Consider the following 20,573-nt stretch of genomic DNA (forward strand, 5'->3'; position numbering starts at 1 on the left):
TCAACGTCACCGCCGTCGAGGTCGAGGTCGGCACGCAGACCTCGGGCTTCGATGTCGACGACGTCGACTTCGCCAACTTCGAACGAATGGACCTGTCGGGCTACAAGTTCGGCGACTTCAACAACGACACCGAGTGGAGCGAAGGCGAAGTGGGTCTCGAAGGCTGGACCATCGTGATCGATTTCGACGACAATCCGGACAACGGATACTTCCTCTCCACCACTACCGACGAGAACGGCTATTATTCCTTCACCGGACTGGCCCCTGATACGCTCGGCGACGACGGGGTGACCCTGATGTCGGACGACGCGGATGGCGTATATTACATCTACGAAATCCAGCAGGACGGCTTTACGCAGACCTCTGACGGTGGCTATTCCTTCACCATGACCAGCGGCCTCGATGTCCACGGTCAGGAAGGGGTCGAAGGGGAAGGCAACTTCGGCAACTACATGCTCGAAGGCGCCAACCGTACACCGGGCTTCTGGCAGTCGACACTCGGCTTCTCGCTCTACAATGGCGATGACGACGACAATGGCGATGCCAATGGCGACGGAGTGCCCGACGGCAAGAAGAACTTCGACGAGGAAGGCTGGAGCACGACTGACCTGCTCACGAAGTATGGCGTCGATACGGATCTGGACGGCACCAACGACTCCTTCATTCTGTGGGATGAAGATGGCGATGGCGAGTACGATGCCGGTGACGACATCTTCCTGACACCGGAACAGCTACGTGACTGGGTCGGCGGCGGGGACGCTGGCGAGCGCGATTACACCACCGCACTCGAACGCGACCTTGGCGCGACCTTCCTCAACACGCTGAACAACCACTCGCTGGCGACGCCGGAAAGTGACAGCGAGGACCCGCTGACCGGCCAGAACACCATCGATGGGGAGATTTACGACTCCTACACGGCCGCGGTCGAATTCATCCTGAAGTACGACTCCGACCTGGATGGTATCTCCACTGTGGGCAAACAAGGGCAGCGCGGCGACTGGAACAATGGTACTTTCGGCGTCGACGGCCTGAGCGGGTCGGATGCCCATACCGAACTGGCGGCCTACAACGAAAATGGCGATGCCATCGTCGAAGGAGCAGCTCAGCAGATCGTGATGGACGGCGACGACCATTCCAGCGCCTTCGTGCAGAACTACAGCGAGAACGAAGAGCAGATGCTGATCAAGCTGGACCCGCTCTACGACTCGATGCCGAAGGTCGGCGATCCGCTTCCGCCGCTCGACCCGTATCTCGCGATCTGATTAGCTGCGCGATACCGGTACCGGAATCTGCGGAGGGGGGTTCGTTGAGGATCCCTCTCCGCTCTTCAATTCGGCCCCGTTGCAAAATGGCGGGTTTCCCGCTTCGCAATCCGAGACCGGTCCCTGCAAAAGTCAGACCCTCCGTGCGACGACCATTCTTCGCAGCAGCCGGCCATTGCGTGGCACCATAGCGTCGCGCGCCCTTGCTACCAAAGTCTCTGAAGACATGCCGCAAACTGGTAGTAGTCTTGGACCATGACCAGCGAACTGGCCTCGATCGAGACCTTTCTTGCCACAGTCCCGCCGCTCGATCGGCTGGAGGCTGAGCGGCTTACCGCCCTCGCCCGCAAGATGAGTGTAAGATATTTTCGTGCGGGGCAGACCATCCTCGAAGCTGGCTCGCACAATGACCACCTCTTCATCATCAGGTCCGGCGCTGTGGAATTGCGCCTGGCGGGCGAGGAATTGACCGCGCGAATGGCGCAGGGTGGTATCTTTGCCTACCCCTCGCTCCTGCGGGGCGGCGAAGTTAATAATACGACGGTCGCCCTCGAAGACACGCTCGTTTACATGCTGCCCGCGGCACAATTCCACAGCCTTCGCGACGGATCACAGGAGGTGCGCGAGTTCTTTGCCGAGAACGAGAGCGAACGCCTGCGCTCCGCAGTGCGCGACCTCTCGCAGAAACGTTCAAACATCCTCGAGGAGACCAGTATTGCCGGGCTTCAGAGGCATCGCCCGCCGGTTTCTTGCCACCCCCAGGATCGGGTCGCCGCAGCTGCAATGACCATGAGCGAGCACGATGTCAGCACGCTGGTGGTGTGCGAGAACGATCGGATCTGCGGCATCCTCACCGACAAGGACCTCCGTAATCGGGTCCTCGCAGCGGGGATCGATCCTGATACGCCGGTGCACGAAGTGATGACACGAGACCCTGTTGTATTGCCCGAGACCGCCACCCTGTCGGAAGCAATGACGCGCATGACCGCGGGCGGGTTCCGCCATGTTCCGGTCGTTTCGTCAGACGGCGATCTGCGCTCTATCCTCAGCGCGACCGATATCCTTGCCTTCCTTGGCGACAGCGCGGTCGACACCGGGACAAAGATTTCCAAGGCGCGCAGCCGCGAGGCGCTGATCGCCGCTGCCCGTCGCATTCCCGAAGGCTTTGCGCGAATGCAAGCAAGCGGCTTTCATGCAAGCCATGTGATGCGTTTCACGTCAGCGCTTGGCGAAGCGGTTCACCGGCGCGCGGCGCAGCTTGCGGAAATCGAGCTCGGACCTCCGCCTTGCTCTTATGCCGTCGTCGTTTTCGGATCGCTGGCTCGCGGAGAGCAACTCGTGGGTTCGGACCAGGATAACGGCCTCATCCTTTCCGACGATGTCGACGGGGCGGGCGAGAAATATTTCGATGGGCTCGGAGAATGGCTTTCCGACCTCCTCCACGAATGCGGCTTCGTATACTGCAACGGCGGCATCATGGCGAAGAATGCGGCACAGCGCCTGACCCTTTCAGGCTGGCGCGACCGCTTCGACCACTGGATCGACGACCCTGACGAAGACAGTATCCTTCGCGCCACGATTTTCTTCGACATGCGTGCGGTATCCGGGGAGGCCGAGCTTGCGCGGCATCTCCACAAGCACATCAGGCGAAAGGTCAAGACCAATTCTCTTTTCCTGAGCTACCTTGCCCGCGATGCCCAGCGCAGCCGTATCCCGCTAGGTATTTTCCGCAATCTGGTGCTCGAAAAATCGAGCGACGGCCAGAAGGTTTTCGATGCCAAGGGTCAGGCCATCCTGCCGATCATCGACATCGCCCGCACGCTTGCGCTGGCAGAGGGAAGCCCTGCCGTGAGTACTATCGAACGGCTGGAATGGCTGGCCGAAGCCGGCCACATGGCCCGCAGCGATGCCGACAGCCTGAGAGACGCCATGTTGTTCGTGAACGAGCTCAGGATTGCGCATCATGCCGAGCAGCTGCGCAGCGGCAAGGATCCCGACAACGCTATAGCGCCCGGCGAGCTTTCGCCGCTTGAGCGCGATTATCTGAAGGACAGCTTTTCCGTCATTCGCGACGCGCTGGAATCGGTCAAGCGCAACATGGCCGGCGGCATTGTTTGAACGAGTCCACCGCTGGCGGTTCGAACGAGCGCTGCGTACGTGCCGGGAGAGCGGGATTCCAGCTCTAGAAGGCTACGCGGCCGCCGCCTGGCCTTCATCCGAGACGCCGGTTCCGGATGCACCTCTCATGGCGCTCGACTTCGAACTCGATGGCCTCGGGCGCGGCGCGCACGTGCTGCAAGCCGGATGGGTCGAAGTGAGCCACGGAGGGATCGGTCTCTCAACGGCACGAAGCACCGACGTTCGCAGTCTGCGCCAGCTCGACGATCAGGCAGTGACCGTTCACGGCATCGGGGAGCAACGTGCACGCGGGGGCGTTGCCGTGCGCGACATCGTCGACCTTTTCCTGCGCGAGTTTGCCGGGAAGATAATCGTGGCACACGGGGCGAGCGTCGAGCGTGAGGCCATTTCCCGCATTTCCAAGGCCGCTTTCGGCATCGCTATTCCGGTCAGGACCGTGTGCACGCTGGCGCTCGAGCGCAGGCTGAAGCCAAATTTACCGGGCGGTGACGCCTATCGCCTCGCCGCGACACGACAACGATACAACCTGCCCCCACACGAACAACATGATGCTCTGTCCGATGCCATTGCCGCTGCCGAGCTATTGCTCGCCCAGCTGTCGCGCATGCCGCCCGGCACGCACCTCGGGGCCATCGAAACCCATTAGACTAATGTCGCGCTCGTCGCGGCCCTGCAGCCTGCCTAGCCTTGCTCTGAAGCTCCCGAATCTGCGGGCGGCGAGAGAATAAAGGAAAGGGGAGGGCCATGGCCGACGAGACAGATACCCACACCACCAGCGAAGCGGAGGGCGCCTACTGGCGCGACAATATCCGCCTTTTGGTTTCGCTCATGGCGATCTGGTTCGCCTGCTCCTTCGGGGCCGGGATCCTGTTCCGCGAGTTCCTCGACCAGTTCATGCTCGGCGGATACCCGCTCGGCTTCTGGTTCGCCCAGCAAGGCTCGATCTACATCTTCATCGCACTCATCGTCTTCTACGTCATCCGTATGAAGACGCTCGAGCGCAAGTACGATCTCGACGACTGAGGAGGCCATCATGGACACGCAAACCCTGATCTACATTTTCGTCGGCCTCAGCTTCGCGCTGTATATCGGCATTGCGATCTGGTCGCGGGCAGGTTCGACGAAGGAATTCTACGTGGCCGGCGGCGGGGTGAACCCGGTCGTGAACGGCATGGCGACGGCCGCCGACTGGATGAGCGCGGCAAGCTTCATCTCGATGGCGGGCCTCATCGCCTTCCTCGGCTACGATGCATCGGTCTACCTGATGGGCTGGACTGGTGGCTACGTGCTGCTGGCGCTGCTGCTTGCCCCCTATCTGCGCAAGTTCGGCCAGTTTACCGTGCCCGACTTCATCGGCACGCGGTACTATTCCAAGACCGCGCGCGTGGTGGCGGTGATCTGCCTCATCTTCATCAGCTTTACCTATATCGCGGGCCAGATGCGCGGCGTGGGGATCGTGTTCTCGCGCTTCCTCGACGTGCAGATCTTCTGGGGCGTAATCATCGGCATGGGCATCGTCTTCATCTACGCCGTGCTCGGCGGGATGAAGGGCATTACCTATACGCAGGTCGCGCAATATTGCGTGCTGATCTTCGCCTATATGGTGCCGGCCTTCTTCCTGAGCTTCATGATTACCGGCAACCCGATCCCGCAGCTGGGCCTGGGCAGCCAAGTGAACGATGGCTCCGGATTATACGTCCTCCAGAAGCTGAACCTCGTGCTCACCGATCTGGGATTCGGGCAATATACCGACGGGTCGAAGAGCATGATCGACGTGTTCTGCATCACGCTGGCGCTGATGGTCGGCACGGCGGGCCTGCCGCATGTGATCGTGCGCTTTTTCACCGTCCCCAAGGCCTCGGACGCCCGCAAGTCGGCGGGCTGGGCGCTGGTGTTCATCGCCCTGCTCTACACCACCGCTCCGGCAGTCGGCGCTTTCGCCCGTCTCAACTTCATCGATACGGTGAACGAGACGAGCTATTCGGAAGCGCCTGGCTGGTTCAAGAACTGGGAGCGCAACGACCTGATCGCCTTTCAGGACAAGAATGGCGACGGTGTCATGCAGGTCCGCAGCGGAGAGGCGTTCGAAGGATCGCCGGAATTCGCGGCGGAAACCGGCCCCTCGGGCGAACGTGTAGTGACCAACACGCCGGTCGCCGACAGCGAGAACGAGGTCTATGTCGACCGCGACATCATGGTGCTCGCCAATCCGGAAATCGGCAATCTTCCGGGATGGGTGATCGCACTGGTGGCGGCAGGCGGCCTTGCCGCAGCCCTGTCGACAGCGGCGGGCCTGCTCCTGGTGATCTCGAGCTCGGTTAGCCACGATCTGCTCAAATCAACCTTCAAGCCGAACATATCGGAGAAGGGCGAATTGTTGGCGGCACGCATCGCTGCGACTGCGGCGATCGTGGTGGCAGGCTATCTCGGCATCTATCCGCCTGGATGGGTGGCACAGGTGGTCGCTTTCGCCTTCGGCCTTGCCGCAGCCAGCCTGTTCCCGGCCATCTTCATGGGCATATTCTCCAAGTCCATGAACAAGGAAGGCGCGATTGCCGGCATGGTTACGGGTCTCGCCTTCACTTTCGGCTACATCTTCTACTTCAAGCTGATGAGCCCGGAAGCAAATGTAGCCGAAAACTGGCTCTTCGGCATCTCGCCCGAAGGGATCGGCGTGGTCGGCATGGTGCTGAACTTCATCGTCGCCGTCGCGGTGTCGAAGGTGACCGCCAGCCCGCCGGTCGAAATCAAGAAGCTGGTGGATTCGATCCGCGTTCCGCGAGGAGCAGGGGAAGCCCACGCCCACTGATGCCTTCGGGCAATCGCACGGATGGGGCGGCGCCGCGAGGTTGCCGCCCTTCTCCTTGCAAGCGCCGATGGCTTGGCTAGGTTGGCAATCGGAGGGAGAGACCACATGCTGTTTGGCGCAGCAATCCTGGCTGCCACGCTGTATCTGGCGCTGCTGTTCTGGTTGGCCGCGCGGCAGGACCGGCTTTCCGAAAGTGGCATCGCGCCATTTCGGTTGCGCAGGGACTGGATCTACGGACTGAGCCTTGCGGTCTACTGCACCAGCTGGACCTTTTTCGGCGGGGTCGGCTCGGCAGCCTCTGCAGGCTGGCATTACCTGCCGATTTATCTCGGACCCATCCTCGTCTTCGCCTTCGGCTTCGGCATGGTCAGACGCATCCTCGCTCAGGCAAAAGCGCAGCATTCGACCTCAATCGCCGACTTCCTTTCTGCGCGCTACGGCAAGAGCGCAGCTGTTGCTTCGCTGGTCACCATCATCGCGACCATCGGCTCGCTCCCCTATATGGCGCTGCAACTGCAATCGGTCGGTGCCTCGCTGCTCGCACTCGATCCGGAATTGCAGGCGAGCGTCACCGCCGACGAACTGGTGCTGCTGGTCGCGGGGAGCATGGCGCTGTTCGCCATCCTGTTCGGTTCGCGCCGGGGAGACAGGGCGGGCGACAATGCCGGACTCGTGCTGACCATCGCGGTTGAATCCGTGGTCAAATTGCTCGCCCTGCTTGCCGTCGCTGCCTTCGCACTGGTCCTGCTACTCTCCTCAAGCGCTCCCGCCATGCTCGAGGCATCGCCTTTCTCGGCTGCGCAGATCGATGCTCGTTTTGCCATCCTCACGCTTATCTCAGGCTGTGCAGCGCTCTGCCTGCCGCGCCAGTTCCACATGACCTTCGTCGAAGCCCGGACCGACCGGGCGAGTGCGACAATGCAGTGGCTGTTTCCCGCCTATCTCCTTCTGACATCGCTCGTTATCGTGCCGATCGTCATGGCAGGAACTGCCTTTCTGCCCGCCGATACGGCGTCCGACATGATCGTTATGGCCCTGCCACTTGCCAGCGGTAACGAGGCGCTTGCCCTCCTTGTTTTCATGGGCGGCTTTGCCGCCTCGACCGGCATGATCGTGGTCGCCAGCGTGGCGCTCTCGACGATGATCACCAACGATCTCGTCTCGCCGCTGGTATTCCGGCGCGAGCTGCTGGGCACCGGCGACCGGACCCGCCTCGCGTCGAGGCTGCTGATGGTGCGCCGCCTGGTCATCGCGGCGCTGCTATTCTTGGCATACCTCTTCTATCTCGGCTTCGGCGCGGCAGCCAATCTGGCTGGGCTTGGCACCCTCGCCTTTGCCGCGATGGCGCAGTTTGCGCCCGGACTGGTGCTGGGGATGCTCAGCCGCCACGGCAATAAGGTCGGGATGGTCTGCGGGTTGGTGGCAGGGTTTATGTGCTGGCTGGTGCTCCTGATCGTCCCCGCAGCGACCGGCCAGCCGCCACTTTTCGCGATCAACCCCGACAATCTCGTCTCGGGGGTCCTGCTCAGCCTCGGAGCCAATGTGGCTGCCTATTGGGCGGGATCGGTATTCGGGCGGGAGACGCTGGTCGACGCGGCGCAGGCCGCAGCCTTCGTCGGCGTCAATCCGCCCGGCACGCGTCCGGCTTTCTCCACCTCCAAGCGCGTGGCGGACATCCGACTGCTGCTGGCGCAATTTGTCGGCACCAAGCGCGCGCAAGAGACGCTCGGGCCTCAATACCGGGACGGCGATCCGGCCAATTCAGAGATAATTGCGCTGGCAGAGCGGACGATCGCCGGAGTGGTCGGCACATCGTCCGCGCGCATGCTGGTTGCAAGCTGGTCGGAAGGCGACCCCGTGCCGCTCGAAAAGGTCGTCGCCATGTTCGACGAGACCAACCGGCGCCTCTCCTTCAGCGGCGACCTGCTACAGCTGGCCATCGAGAACATCGACCAGGGCGTGGCGCTGGTGGATGCGGAGATGAAGCTGGTCGCATGGAACAGCCGTTACCAGGAAATGTTCGCTTTGCCCGACGAGCTGGCAAGCGTCGGTACACCGATCGCCGATCTCATCCGCTTCAACCTGCGGCAAGGCGGCACGGGCGAGCAGGATATCGAAGCCCAGATAGCTCGCCGACTGGAGCATATGCGCGCCGGCCGTACGCACCGTATGGAGCGCGAGCAGCACGACGGTCGGATCATGCTCATCGTCGGCAATCCCGCACCCGGCGGCGGCTATGTGACCAGCTACAGCGATGTCACTGCCGAAAGGCGGGCTGAACAGGCGCTTGAACAAAAAGTAGCCGAGCGTACGCAACAGCTGAGCGAAGCCAACGCCAAACTGGAAGCTGCCACCCGCTCGAAAACGCGGTTTCTCGCTGCGGCAAGCCACGATCTCATCCAACCGCTTAATGCAGCGCGCCTGTTTGCCTCTGCGCTTGGCGAGGAAGTGCGGGGGCGCGACCGTCTCGAGCAGTTGGTGACCGGTCTCGACGGTTCGATCACCTCGGCCGACCGGCTCATTCGCACGCTGCTCGATATCTCGAAGCTCGACGGTGGCGGGATCGAGCCCAGGCTCGAACCGGTCGCGCTCAACGACGTTTTTGACGAGATCGAGCGCGAATTTGCGGTTCAGGCGCAGCGCAAGGGTCTGACCTTCAAGACAGTGCAAACGAGCGCCTGGCTGCAAACCGATCGCGCGCTACTTGCAAGCATAGTCCGCAATCTCGTGAGCAATGCGGTGCGTTACGCCGATGACGGTGGTGTGCTGCTGGGCGTGCGCCGCAAAAGCACAGGAATTGCGCTTTGCGTCTACGACACCGGGCCGGGGATCGCCGAAGAGGATATCGAGCGGCTGTTCGGCGAATTTCAGCGCGGCAAGACCAGCGATCGCGAAGGCCTCGGTCTTGGCCTTGCCATCGTGCGCCGAATTTCCGCGCTTCTCGGCGTCGAGGTCGTTACCACCTCGGTTGAAGGCAGGGGCAGCCGTTTTGCGGTCAGCCTGCCGGTGCTGCGCTGGGGTGCGCGGCCACGTCCCGAGCGCGCCCGGCGTCCGTCCAGCCTTGTTGGTTCGAGCGTCCTCATCGTCGACAACGATCCCGCAGCGTTGACTGCCACATCCGCCCTGCTCGGCAAGTGGGGCCTTGAAGTCAGCTGCGCGAGCAACCTGCTGCAGGCCCTCGAAGTGTCATCCGAGCCGCCCGATGTCTTGATCATGGATTATCGCCTCGATGGAGAGGAGCGCGGCGATGCAGTCTATTGCGCCCTGTCCAAGCATTGGCAGTCCAAGCCCCCCGCTATCCTCCTCACGGCCGAAGCGGGCGCGGAAACGGAGGCCGCAGCGTCCCGCATGGGAGCCAATCGCCTGCTCAAGCCATCCTCTCCCGCCGCGCTGCGGGCGCTCATTTCGGATTGTATCGCGCGCGGAAGGGCCGACGATCAGCCGGCCGCGGGGTCCGCCGTTTCCTGATCGACGGCCAGTTTGCCTGCCAGCAACACTGCCTGCGTACGGTTCACGACACCAAGCTTGCGGAAGATTGCGGTTATGTGCGCCTTGACCGTCGCTTCGCTGATATCGAGTTCGTAGGCGATCTGCTTGTTCAGCAGCCCTTCGTTTAGCTGGCCGAGGATACGCCGCTGCGCCGGGGTGAGCGAGGCAATGCGCGACAGATCGTCGTCACTTTCACCCTCGTTCTCGGGGAACCAGTTGTCGCCTTCGCGCACGCAGGCGAGCGCCTCGCGCATTTCTTCGAGGCTCGCCGACTTCGGTATGAACGCAGCCGCGCCCAGCTGGCTCGCCGCCGCATAGACGCGCGGTTCCTCGCTGGCCGAGACGATGGTGACCGGCAGCGCAGGGAAATCCTGGCGAAAGTCCATCAGCGCGGAAAGCCCGTTGGAATCCTCCATATGCAGGTCGAGCAGAAGCGCTTCGGCCCCCTGCTCGACCTCGCGCCGAGCCTCGCCGGCGCTCGACGCCTCGACAATTTCCGCTTCCGGCCACACCTTGGCCACCGCATGGCTAAGCGCCGTGCGGAAGAGCGGGTGATCGTCGGCGATGATGATGCGCTGGGCCATGATGCTCAGCGGTTCTGCCGTCCTTCGATCAAACGATCAACCAGGCTCGGGTCTGCCAGCGTAGATGTGTCCCCGAGCGAACCATAATCGTTCTCGGCGATCTTGCGCAGGATACGGCGCATGATCTTACCGCTGCGGGTTTTCGGCAGGCCATCGGTAAACTGCAGATGGTCCGGCGAGGCGATCGGGCCGATCTCCTTGCGCACGTGACCACGCAGCTCGGCATAAAGCTCGTCCGACCCTTCCTCGCCTGCGTTCAGGGTGACGTAGCAATAGATGCCCTGCCCCTTGATGTCGTGGGGGTAGCCGACCACCGCCGCCTCGGCGACCTTGGCATGGCTGACGAGAGCGCTTTCGACTTCTGCCGTACCCATCCGGTGCCCGGAGACATTAATGACATCGTCGACGCGGCCGGTGATCCAGTAAAAGCCGTCCTCGTCGCGGCGGCAGCCGTCGCCGGTGAAATATTTGCCCTTGTAGGTGCTGAAATAGGTCTGCTCGAAGCGATCGTGATCGCCGTAAACCGTGCGTGCCTGGCCGGGCCAGCTGTGCGTGATGCACAGGTTTCCTTCGGTCGCGCCCTCCAGCACAGCGCCTTCATTGTCGACCAGTTGTGGCTGGATGCCGAAGAAGGGCTTGCCAGCGCTTCCCGGCTTCATGTCGTGCGCGGAAGGCAGGGTCGTGATCATCACACCACCGGTTTCCGTTTGCCACCAGGTATCGACGATCGGACAGCGGCCTTCGCCAATCGTCTCGAAATACCACCTCCAGGCTTCCGGATTGATGGGCTCGCCCACCGTGCCAAGCAGCCGCAACGAGGAGCGGTCATGCCTGGTGACGGAAGCGTCACCCTCGCGCATCAAGGCGCGGATCGCGGTTGGCGCGGTGTAGAGGATGTTCACCTTATGCTTCTCGACCACTTCCCAAAAGCGGCTGTGGTCAGGATAACTCGGCACGCCTTCGAAAATCACCTGCGTGGCACCGTTCAGTAGCGGGCCGTAGGCAATGTAACTGTGGCCGGTGATCCAGCCGATATCGGCAGTGCACCAGAAGACCTCGCCCGGCTGGTAATCGAAAACGTAATTGAACGTCGTCGCTGTCCAGACACCATAGCCGCCGGTCGTATGAACCACGCCCTTCGGCTTTCCGGTCGATCCTGATGTGTAGAGGATGAAGAGTGCGTCTTCCGCAGCCATTTCCTCGCACGGGCAATCGGCATCGCTCGCCAGTTGGTGGAACCACTGATCCCGCCCCGGAGACATCGCGATATCGCCACCGGTGTGGCGAACGACGAGCACTCCCTTCACCCCGGCATCTTCGCCCAACTGGGTAAGAGCGGCATCGACATTGGCCTTGAGCGGGACACGCTTGCTGCCCCGCAATCCTTCGTCTGCGGTTACAACGAAACGGCTTCCGCACCCTTCGATGCGGCCGGCCAGTGCCTCTGGCGAGAATCCGCCGAAAACCACGGAGTGGATCGCGCCAATGCGGGCGCAAGCGAGCATCGCTGTGACGCCTTCGACCACCATTGGCATATAGATGGTGACGCGTTCGCCCTTGGTGACGCCCAGTTTTTTCAGCGCGTTCGCCATCGCCACGACTTCGGCATGGAGCTGGCGGTAAGTCAGGCTACGCCCCGGCGTCGCCGGGTCGTCTGGCTCGAAAATCAGCGCGGTGTCGTTACCGCGCGTCGCAAGATGGCGATCGATGGCATTGTGGCACAGGTTGAGCTTGCCGTCCTGGAACCACTTGATGTCGACCGGGTCGTAGGACCACTCGCCCGCCTTCGAAGGTGCGGTCATCCAGTCCAGTCTCTTCGCCTGTTCCAGCCAGAAACCGTCGCCGTCCTCGACCGATTGCCGGTAGAGCGCATCGTATTGTTCGGAGGTGCAGTGCGTTTCGGTGGCACTGCCCAAGCGGTGAACTGCGTCGAGCATTGTCGGTCTCCCTTTGCCCGAATCGGAATAGCACTCACGAGGCTATCCGCGCTGTCAGACCAAGGTCGTACGACTAACTGCCGATTTATCGCGGCGCCCGAGAAGGCGCATTGTCCGACCCCATAACGAGTGAGGGAGACGAGGACATGGCTATCGGCCGCATGAACACCGCATTCCGCATGGCGCTTCTCGCCGGCACATGCCTGGCAGCGACGCCTGCCGCCGCGCAGGACGAAGATGTCGATGCCCGGCTCGACCGGCTCGAAGCGCTGGTGATGGGATTGATCGAACGACTCGACGCCCAGCAGGGAGAGATGGAAAGCCAGCAGGCAGAGAATGCGGCGGCGGCGCAGGCAGCCCTCGCCGAAACCCGCGCGATGCAGGCGCGCCAAGAGGAACTTGCCGCACAGATCGACGATCCCAAAAAGCAGGAAGACAAGGGCTTCCGCGTAGGGAATACCACCGTGTCATATGCAGGCTATGTCAAGCTTGACGCCATCTCTCAGCGCACCAGCGGCGGTCAGGTAGAAACGGGCAGCATTGTGCGTGATTTCCTGATCCCCGGCGCCATACCGGTTGGTGGCGAGGCATCGGGCTGGGACACGGATTTCAGTGCTCGCCAGTCGCGCATCATCTTCAAGACCTCTACCGATGTGGGGGCCGAACACGCGTTAAACTCCCAGATCGAGCTTGACTTCATGGTCACGCCCGGCGGGGACGAGCGGATTTCGAACAGCTACCAGCCACGCTTGCGGCAGGCGTTCATCACCTATGACAACTGGCTGTTTGGCCAGACCTGGTCGACATTCCAGAATGTCGGCGCGCTTCCCGACAGCCTCGACTTCATCGGGACGACGCCGGGCACCGTCTTCGACCGGCAGCCGATGATCCGGTACACCAATGGCGGCCTGATGCTGGCGGTCGAGCAGCCCGAAACCACGGTGACATCGCCGACCGGCAGCCGTGTGCTTGCGGGCGACGACACGCTCCCCGATTTCGTGGCGCGATACAATTTCGGTGGTACATGGGGCTCGCTCACGGCTGCCGGCATTCTGCGCAATCTGCGCATCAGCGATGACGATTTCGGAACGGGCGACGATAGCGCCTTGGGCTACGGTTTGAGCCTGTCGGGCAAGATCGCGCTCGGAGACAAGGACGATTTCCGCTTCATGGGGACGGTCGGCGACGGCCTAGGCCGCTATATCGGTCTCAACATTGTCAATGATGCAGCACTCGATGGGGATGGCGATCTGGATCCGATCTTCACCTATTCGGGTTTCGCCGCCTATCGCCACCTCTGGTCCGACAAGCTGCGGTCGAGTGTGGCAGGGTCCTATTTCAAGGCGGACAATCCGGTCCTGCTGACCAGCGGCTCGGTGACCGACGAGAGCTGGAACGTGCTGGCCAATATCATCTACTCGCCGTCACGCCCGATCGATATCGGCCTCGAGTACATGTATGCCGAACGTACGCTGGAGAATGGCGAGGCAGGCAATCTGCAAAAGATCCAGGTTTCGACCAAGTATTCTTTCTAGAACCGGAACTGGTAGAAGCAAGACAAGGCTGCAGATACCTCTTGTTCTGGATGGGCCAATAAAATGCCCTGTGAACCGAATGGAGAGCTTGGCCGCAGGCGCTCTGCCTGAACGGTTGGGGGACATCTCAATGACAAGGTTCCGCCAATACGGAAATGGTGCGCTTACGTGACCCATGCTTGACATGTACCGGCTTGATATATCTTGATTTCTTTTCAGGAATTGTCGCGGGTGCCCCCATAAGTGCCCCCGAATCCCTTTCGTTGACAGCGAATAGGCAGGCTTACGTAGGGTAATGTCACCTCGTCAAAGGTAACACTGCGGTCGCAACTGTTGAGGGTAGTGAGCGTGTTGTCGTCGATGGAAAACTTATCCGAGATGACAGCTTTATGCTGACGGACACATGGATTTATTAATCCGACGACTGGCAAATAGTACGACGCCATTCCCGAACAACGGAAAATCGTCTTCGAGCAGATTAGTCGACACTCTGTAAGTTACGCTATCGGGTCGTTAGCCCCGCTGCTGCTACTGGCACGTCGTCAGCTTGGAGAGTAGTTTGTCAGATGGGTGGTAAGCCAACGACCGTGAATTTTCTGAGGGAAAAACATGGAATTCAGAAAACTGCAGGGGTTGCTATAGTGTCGGCGATTATCGCTAGGTTACGACTGTCACGAGCGAGCGCGTCTGTCGAGGAGAACTGGAAGCTTGGGTCCGTTTTAAAAGGCAATGTTGCTCGATAATTCGAGCTCTAAACAATCATTGGAGCGGGGCTCCGCTTTCTTAAACCTTATTCGGAAACCGACCATACGCTCGTGGGGTTGTCAGCGGCCGGATAATTCGGGTCATCGTAACTGTGCTCGGGATGACGATTGAAATTCAGTCGCATCAGCAACTTCGTCGACCGCGTGTTTGAGTCAGACGTTTGCGCATAGACGCGACCGTCTTGGCCACACATCCAGAAGTGCTTCAGAACAGCGGAAGCGGCTTCGAGTGCATATCCGTGTCCCCAAGCGCGTTCGTCCAATACCCAACCAATTTCAGGGCAGCCGAGCAGCTCTTTAGGGGCCAGATTATTATTGACCCGATATAATGAGCACCTTCCAACGCGGAGCTGTTCCGCGCGTGTCCAAATCGTCCAGCTCAGCCTCCGTCCAATCGAGAATTGCTTGATGTCTCTTTCCAATTTTTCCTCGACGATTTTAGCGTCGGCCTGAATACCTCCAATGTGAGCGGTTACCCTCCCGGTATTGAGAGATTGCAAAATCCACGCGAGATCGTTTCTTTGTGGAGGACGTAATATGAGGCGATTTGTTTCGATCGTTGCCCGAAGGGTGCGAAAATCCTTTGAAATTTTCATCAGCCTCTATCCAAACCAATCGGCGACGTGCCAACTGTGCCGATGCCAACGTCGGTATGTTCGGTCTTTCGCCCAAAAACCTGGTTTTTGGCATGCACCAAAACTTTTGGTTGGTTCGAACGGTAAGCAATAGTCAGCGACCGTTGCTCGACACCTTGGTCCTTCGAAAACGATAACTGAATCGCGTGAAATTGTCCGGATACGATAGAGATCGAAGGCGTGCTTTGCATCGCAATATGTCTTAACGTGTCACTAGGCTGAGCGGTTTCTGGCAAAGAAATCGTAATACTAGACACCGCGCGCATTCCCTGCTTGCTTTGGATTGCGCCACGCTCGCTCTCACATCGATCAATTGGCGAGAATGAGCTAGGCGACTCAAACATCAAGGGCTGTCCCGGCAGCGAACTTTCGCTTGCGACGGCGATGCCATTCTCGGGAAGAAAACTGGGACGATAGACCCATGCGGGAAATTCGTCAGGCGAAGTGCGTGATCCCTGCCTCCAAGCTATGCCGAAGGGGCTCAAACTTGAGTGACTTCCTTTTTCTCGGTCTAGCAATCCGAGGCCGCGCGATGAGCCAGATGAAGTTTGGACAGGATCCTCGATCCACAACAGTTCGAGGTAGAGGTTTTCAAAACAGAAACAGGCATTTGCCGTGCCCTGCCCCTCGTGCTTTCGCCTATATGACACAACCAGACCCAAATCCATCAAAGTCTGCAGAACCCTGTCCGATGGGTGTATCATCGCGAAGATATGATCGATCTCCATCACTCCCGACGTTTCTTTCTGATTGATTGGATTAGGGCTTTGCTCATCGCTTACTTCCAAGTGCATCGTCCAGCGTCGCAGCGGCGATCAGATAAGGCATACTCTCCACCAATTGAAAATCGGGTTTATGCTCTATAAAGTGCCGCAACCAGGTCGTGTGGCCGCTTCCAACGATGACGAGCACCCGATCTCCAGGCTCAGCGATAAGATCGAGCTTCGCGAACATTTTGGCGTTGCGCATGTACCAATATGCGTTGAGTTCGGCGCCGGGCTGATTCTCTCCGTCACCGATTGTCAGCATCGAATAGTAGAAATTGTGATGCATGCGCGTCATCAACATGGGATCGTTGTGGTGGAACAGGGTCTCCGCAACGCTGCGTTTCTGTATAGCTGCATTTTCAACCTCCGACGCCGCTTCGACCTGCCCGACTAGCGTTTCCAGCAGTTCTCCATGTCCTGATCGTTGTGCAAAAGATTGGACTGCTTCAAACGGGAAATAATCAGGCTCACCATCGCGAGACCTTTCATCGAAGCCGTAAACAGCCTCATGACCGAGAAGGCGAGCGAGGCGATATCCGAGTTGAACGGTCTCGTTTCTTTCTGTCTGAAGAAGCTGTTCGGTGCGCGCGTAACTTTCCAGCGAGAAGTTCGGCCCGTGGGCTTCTTGTTCTACCACAATCCGCGTCGGTCTCCACTGCGCCAGCGTCTGCGCCAGATGGGCAAGTTCGCGCTGTCGCTTCGGGTCGAGAAAGTCGTCAACCTCGACATTGACCACATCGCCCCCGGGTGACGAAAAATGATATACGCCAAGGATCATGACCTCGACATCGCTGGCTCGCTCTTCAGCGGGGCCTGCTGAGATCGGTGAGGCAAAGGCAACAAATGCCGCTGCCAGCAAAGCAAGATTTCTCATAACATTTCCCAAATGAGTCGCGGGCTGCATGGTTAGACATCCCGTAAGTTGCAGCTAGGTTCGCTTGCGCATTGCAGGATCCTGACCAGACCCGTCAGGATTTACGAGATGTCATTTCTCCAGCCCTCTCCATCCAAGCCAGCACATCGCAATGAAAACGACGTTGAAGATGGCGTCGATCAGGGATCCTGCCAAAGTGAGGACTGGGTCGACGGCGTAGAACCAGTAATCGAATACGAAAACGGGCAGGATGGCAGCGCCAATAGCGAGATACGTCGATCTCGTGAAGCGGCTGACCAATGCGAGGAGACCGAACAGGCTTGCCTGAAGTCCGAAGCATTGGAAGATCAGGCGTGTCAGGCCGTTGCTCTGCGACGGGTCCTGCACCGAGATGTCAATCATCAAATCCGGCAACGCCATGGTGGCCAGTCCAAGAGTCAAATAGGCAGTACCCATTATCTTCCGAGGGGTCTGGGTTACAAAAGTTTCCTTCACGGTTGTTCCTTCGATCTTGTGTTCAATGACTTGCGTACATGAAAGCGTTCCAGCTCTGCTGCTTCGAGCTCGACTAATTCGCGTGAGATCAGTTCGAACCCACAAGCGAGAAAGGGGCCTAGAGCGTTTCGGCTGGCTCGAGCTTCCAGTGTGGCCAGTTCCAGATTTCGGCCTTGGATTTCGACCTCCTCCACCATGTCCCGGAAATGGCCGGCCCCCTGATGGTCTGGATGGATGAAAGCAAAATCGATCAAGCCGTCCGGTCGGAGAGCCATGAATCCAACGGCCTCTGCGCTCGCTCCGTCGAGCGCTACGACGATCTTTTGTGAAAAAATCCGCTCGTGAAAGTCGTCTGGCCCAGGGAAATTTAGCAGCCAGGCAGAGGTTTGGTGTGCGTCATAATCGGATCGCGGGTCAGATATCGCTGCAAGCGCAATAGAGCGAAGGTGAGCGATACTTTGCGCCTCGAGCGGTGACAGGCCTATCATATGCGTGCGCCCCCAATTTCTCTTTTAATAAAAGAGGCAAAGGATTCCGGGCTGGAAACGGGCCAAAGATGGTCTGCATCCTTGACCGAAATAAACCGAGTGCCGGGAATTAAAGAGCTTAGACGTGAGGCTGCCAGTCTAAACATCTGGCGACTCTTGTTGCCCGAAGCGACAACTACTGGTGCTGTCACTCGGGCGAGCATTTCTTCCGTTAGTGTTTCAGGCGAAGCATCGCCCGCGAATGCGCGTCGCAAAGCTGCGGCGCTGCCGATAAAGGGCTCGCGCTGTATTTCCTCAAGGTCATCCCATGTTCGTCGGGAGCCGGTCGCGGCAAACGAGAGTTGCGCGAGGCGGCGGTCATCCGCTTCGCCCATCTCGGCGAAAAGAGGTCCGAATGCGGCAATCGCGTCTTGCTGGAAAAGCTCTCTGTCTGGAGGCTGGAGGTAGGTATCGCTGCTGGGATCGAAGAGGATGGCTTGCCGACATTTTAGGCCTTCGCTGAGCGCAAGCAAAAGCGGGTGACAGCTGAAGGACCAGGCTACACACACCAGCCCTTCGGGATCTTCAAGCGCTGCGATTTCGATGATCTGGCGAGCGTGGTGCGCGCTCGAAGGGAAATTACGGTCGGCCCAATCATCACCAAAGCCATCGAAAGTCGGCGCGAGCACGCGGTGCGGGGCAAGCGCATCTGCCACCCCGCGCCACTGCTCTCCCCTTCCGGGCAGGCCATGGAGCAACATGATAGCGGTCATAATCCGATCTCCTGGTAAAGCGCGTGCATCATATGGAAACTTACGATGCGGGAGCGGATAGGACACCCGCTCCCGCTGGTGGGTCAGAAGCCAAAAGTGGCCGATACGGTGCCGCCGATCTTGTCGTCGCCGGTATTGCCGGTCACACCGGCCGAGACGTACACCTTCTCAGCAACCTGCCCCGTCAGCGATCCAGCAAAGGCTTGCTGGCCGCCATAGGTTGCCGCGGCAACGGTCATCGAGACGCCAGCACCGGGCACAATCTTGCCTTGTCCCAAAGCCATCGCAGCCGCGATTCCGCCCATCGCGCTGTCATCCAGCGATTCGAGGCGGAAGTTGGTGTCAATCAAACCCTGCTCGAGCGTATCGACCCGACCGGTCAGCGCAGCGACATCGGCCGACAGTGCGCTGAATTGGGCATCAGTGACGGCTGCAATGACGTCCATCTGGCTACGCAGGGCATCGAAGCCCTTGTTGACAGAGGCCTGGCTGGCAACCGACTGGCGTCCGAGAACGCCGTTCCGGTCGATGGTGACGACATCCACAGGACCCTGCTGCGCAGCAGTCGAGCTGTCGATGTCGGCGATAACGACGTGGCTTCCCGCAGCACCAAGCATCACCTGATCGCGGGCCGTGGTGGTGGCATTAGCTCCTACTGCGGTAGATGAATGATGGCCGGCGTTCGCCTGGTAGCCGATCGCCGTCGCATTGTCGCTGCGAGCGATTGCTCCCTGGCCGACAGCTGTACTGCGAGCAAAAAGTGCGTGCGCGCGATTTCCTACCGCAGTCGCATCGAGATGTTCTGCCGTTGCACCTGAACCAACAGCGGTCGCCCGGTCGTTGCTGGCGATTGCCAGGCGACCAATAGCCGAAGCGCTTTTACCGGACGAAACCGCGCCGTCGCCCAGCGCCATGGCAAAGTCACCAATCGCATCCGCATTTCCGATAGCAACGGCCTGTTGACCATTTGCGTTCGATTCGGACCCCAGCGCCATCGCGCCTACTCCCCTCGCTCCTGCAAAACTTCCCAAGGCCACACTTTTCTCGCTATGCGCTGCAGCCCCTCTACCCAATGCCGTAGAGTTTACGCCAAGGGCCGCAGAGAGACTGCCAAATGCGGAAGCCCCTGCTGCCTGGGCGACACTCGTACCTCCAAACGCTGAGGTATCCTCCGCATTGGCCGAGGCTAATGCTCCGAACGCCAATGCACCCGCACCCCGAGCTTTCGAGTCGCGTCCCATAGCAACTGAGCCCACACCATCTGCCTGAGCCTTTCGCCCGATGGCTATACTGGCCTCGCCATCCGCTTTGCTAGCTACGCCGACAGCAACAGTTGAGTCTCCCAGAGCCTCACTGCCATCTCCAACTGCGGTGGAGGAAATTCCAACGCCTCGCGCTAACGGTCCCAGTGCTGTTGAGAAATCACCCGAAGCCTCCGACATTCGGCCCATTGCCATTGATTCGGCACCGGAGGCCAAGCTGGAGGCCCCCAACGCGATGGCGAACTCGTCTTCCGCATTCGATGCGAACCCGATCGCGATGGCCTGCAGATGTGTACTTTCGGATCGGGTTCCCATTGCTATAGAACCCACGCCCGATGCCCAGGCGCCGATCGTATCGGTGCCAACGCCGCCTCCAAGCGCCAAGGAGTTTACGCCGTCGGCGCGTGCCAATCGACCGACTGCCGTGCTATTAACAGCAGCGAAGCTGTTATCGCCAACCGCGACAGCACGACCTGCGTGCGAATTGGCACGGCGGCCTACTGAAACCGACGCTTCACCGGCAATCGAGGTGTCTCCAACGGCGGTGGCACCTTCGCCGTCAACGACCGATCCTCGCCCGCACCTGAGACTGTCCGTGCTCGAGCTGTCTTCGCGGCATTGCGGATCTGGATTGGCAAGCTGGGCAATGGCTGCCGGGGTCAGCATGGTTGTAAGGCCGAGAAAAACGAGTGGTTTGGTAATGGATTTCATGGGATTTGCTCCTGTGTGGATTTGGCACGCCTTCCCTCGCTTCGCGACATATGTTGCGAAGGGGCGCTGG

Annotated in this window: 16 protein-coding genes; 7 read left to right on the plus strand and 9 right to left on the minus strand. The window is 59.9% G+C overall.

Annotated elements, in window-relative coordinates:
* From K3178_RS13345 to K3178_RS13370, 6 genes are all read left to right on the plus strand, one after another.
* Window positions 1–1,262: hypothetical protein (locus tag K3178_RS13345; RefSeq protein ID WP_221571912.1), on the plus strand; the 1,262-nt coding region annotated here is incomplete at its 5' end.
* A 255-nt stretch (window positions 1,263–1,517) separates the two neighbouring features.
* On the plus strand, window positions 1,518–3,380 hold the full coding sequence (locus tag K3178_RS13350; RefSeq protein ID WP_221571913.1) for a putative nucleotidyltransferase substrate binding domain-containing protein: 1,863 nt from the start codon (window positions 1,518–1,520) through the stop codon (window positions 3,378–3,380).
* A 127-nt stretch (window positions 3,381–3,507) separates the two neighbouring features.
* The gene (locus K3178_RS13355) at window positions 3,508–4,047 is read left to right on the plus strand and encodes a 3'-5' exonuclease (protein ID WP_221571914.1); all 540 of its coding nucleotides are present in this window, start codon (window positions 3,508–3,510) and stop codon (window positions 4,045–4,047) included.
* A 98-nt stretch (window positions 4,048–4,145) separates the two neighbouring features.
* Complete coding sequence (locus K3178_RS13360; RefSeq protein WP_221571915.1) at window positions 4,146–4,424, plus strand: DUF4212 domain-containing protein; 279 nt, start codon at window positions 4,146–4,148, stop codon at window positions 4,422–4,424.
* A gap of 10 nt (window positions 4,425–4,434) precedes the next feature.
* Complete coding sequence (locus tag K3178_RS13365; protein WP_221571916.1) at window positions 4,435–6,210, plus strand: sodium:solute symporter family protein; 1,776 nt, start codon at window positions 4,435–4,437, stop codon at window positions 6,208–6,210.
* A gap of 105 nt (window positions 6,211–6,315) precedes the next feature.
* Window positions 6,316–9,678: a PAS-domain containing protein gene (locus K3178_RS13370; RefSeq protein ID WP_221571917.1), complete on the plus strand. Its 3,363-nt coding sequence runs from the start codon at window positions 6,316–6,318 to the stop codon at window positions 9,676–9,678.
* Here K3178_RS13370 and K3178_RS13375 read toward each other — a convergent pair.
* Window positions 9,648–10,283: a response regulator transcription factor gene (locus tag K3178_RS13375; RefSeq protein WP_221571918.1), complete on the minus strand. Its 636-nt coding sequence runs from the start codon at window positions 10,281–10,283 to the stop codon at window positions 9,648–9,650. The genes K3178_RS13370 and K3178_RS13375 overlap by 31 nt on opposite strands.
* 5 nt (window positions 10,284–10,288) lie before the next feature.
* Entirely contained in the window at window positions 10,289–12,220 is a 1,932-nt protein-coding gene (gene acs, locus K3178_RS13380) for an acetate--CoA ligase (RefSeq protein WP_221571919.1), read from the minus strand.
* A 146-nt stretch (window positions 12,221–12,366) separates the two neighbouring features.
* Between acs and K3178_RS13385 the strand changes: the two genes are divergently transcribed.
* Window positions 12,367–13,755, plus strand: a complete 1,389-nt coding sequence (locus K3178_RS13385) for a DcaP family trimeric outer membrane transporter (protein ID WP_247713809.1) — start codon at window positions 12,367–12,369, stop codon at window positions 13,753–13,755.
* Window positions 13,756–14,545: 790 nt separating this feature from the next.
* On the opposite strand, the gene K3178_RS13390 is transcribed toward K3178_RS13385, so the two are convergent.
* The 7 genes from K3178_RS13390 to K3178_RS13420 all read right to left on the minus strand — a co-directional run bounded on the left by K3178_RS13390 (window position 14,546) and on the right by K3178_RS13420 (window position 20,503).
* Window positions 14,546–15,115 carry a GNAT family N-acetyltransferase gene (locus K3178_RS13390; RefSeq protein ID WP_221571920.1) on the minus strand — a complete coding sequence of 190 codons (570 nt, stop codon included), beginning with the start codon at window positions 15,113–15,115 and terminating at the stop codon, window positions 14,546–14,548.
* The gene (locus K3178_RS13395; protein ID WP_221571921.1) at window positions 15,115–15,942 is read right to left on the minus strand and encodes a VOC family protein; all 828 of its coding nucleotides are present in this window, start codon (window positions 15,940–15,942) and stop codon (window positions 15,115–15,117) included. The genes K3178_RS13390 and K3178_RS13395 overlap by 1 nt, the downstream gene beginning before the upstream one ends.
* Window positions 15,926–16,795, minus strand: a complete 870-nt coding sequence (locus K3178_RS13400) for a DUF5694 domain-containing protein (RefSeq protein WP_221571922.1) — start codon at window positions 16,793–16,795, stop codon at window positions 15,926–15,928. The genes K3178_RS13395 and K3178_RS13400 overlap by 17 nt, the downstream gene beginning before the upstream one ends.
* A gap of 111 nt (window positions 16,796–16,906) precedes the next feature.
* Window positions 16,907–17,251 carry a hypothetical protein gene (locus K3178_RS13405; protein WP_221571923.1) on the minus strand — a complete coding sequence of 115 codons (345 nt, stop codon included), beginning with the start codon at window positions 17,249–17,251 and terminating at the stop codon, window positions 16,907–16,909.
* Window positions 17,252–17,286: 35 nt separating this feature from the next.
* Complete coding sequence (locus K3178_RS13410) at window positions 17,287–17,778, minus strand: GNAT family N-acetyltransferase (protein WP_221571924.1); 492 nt, start codon at window positions 17,776–17,778, stop codon at window positions 17,287–17,289.
* Window positions 17,775–18,530 (minus strand): alpha/beta fold hydrolase, encoded by a 756-nt coding sequence (locus tag K3178_RS13415; RefSeq protein WP_221571925.1) that lies wholly within the window; start codon window positions 18,528–18,530, stop codon window positions 17,775–17,777. Before K3178_RS13415 ends, K3178_RS13410 begins: the two co-directional genes overlap by 4 nt.
* Window positions 18,531–18,613: 83 nt before the next feature.
* Complete coding sequence (locus K3178_RS13420; RefSeq protein WP_221571926.1) at window positions 18,614–20,503, minus strand: hypothetical protein; 1,890 nt, start codon at window positions 20,501–20,503, stop codon at window positions 18,614–18,616.
* Between the last annotated feature and the right edge of the window lie 70 nt (window positions 20,504–20,573).

The sequence above is a fragment of the Qipengyuania sphaerica genome, from assembly GCF_019711595.1.
GTDB classification, from domain to species: Bacteria; Pseudomonadota; Alphaproteobacteria; order Sphingomonadales; family Sphingomonadaceae; genus Qipengyuania; species Qipengyuania sphaerica.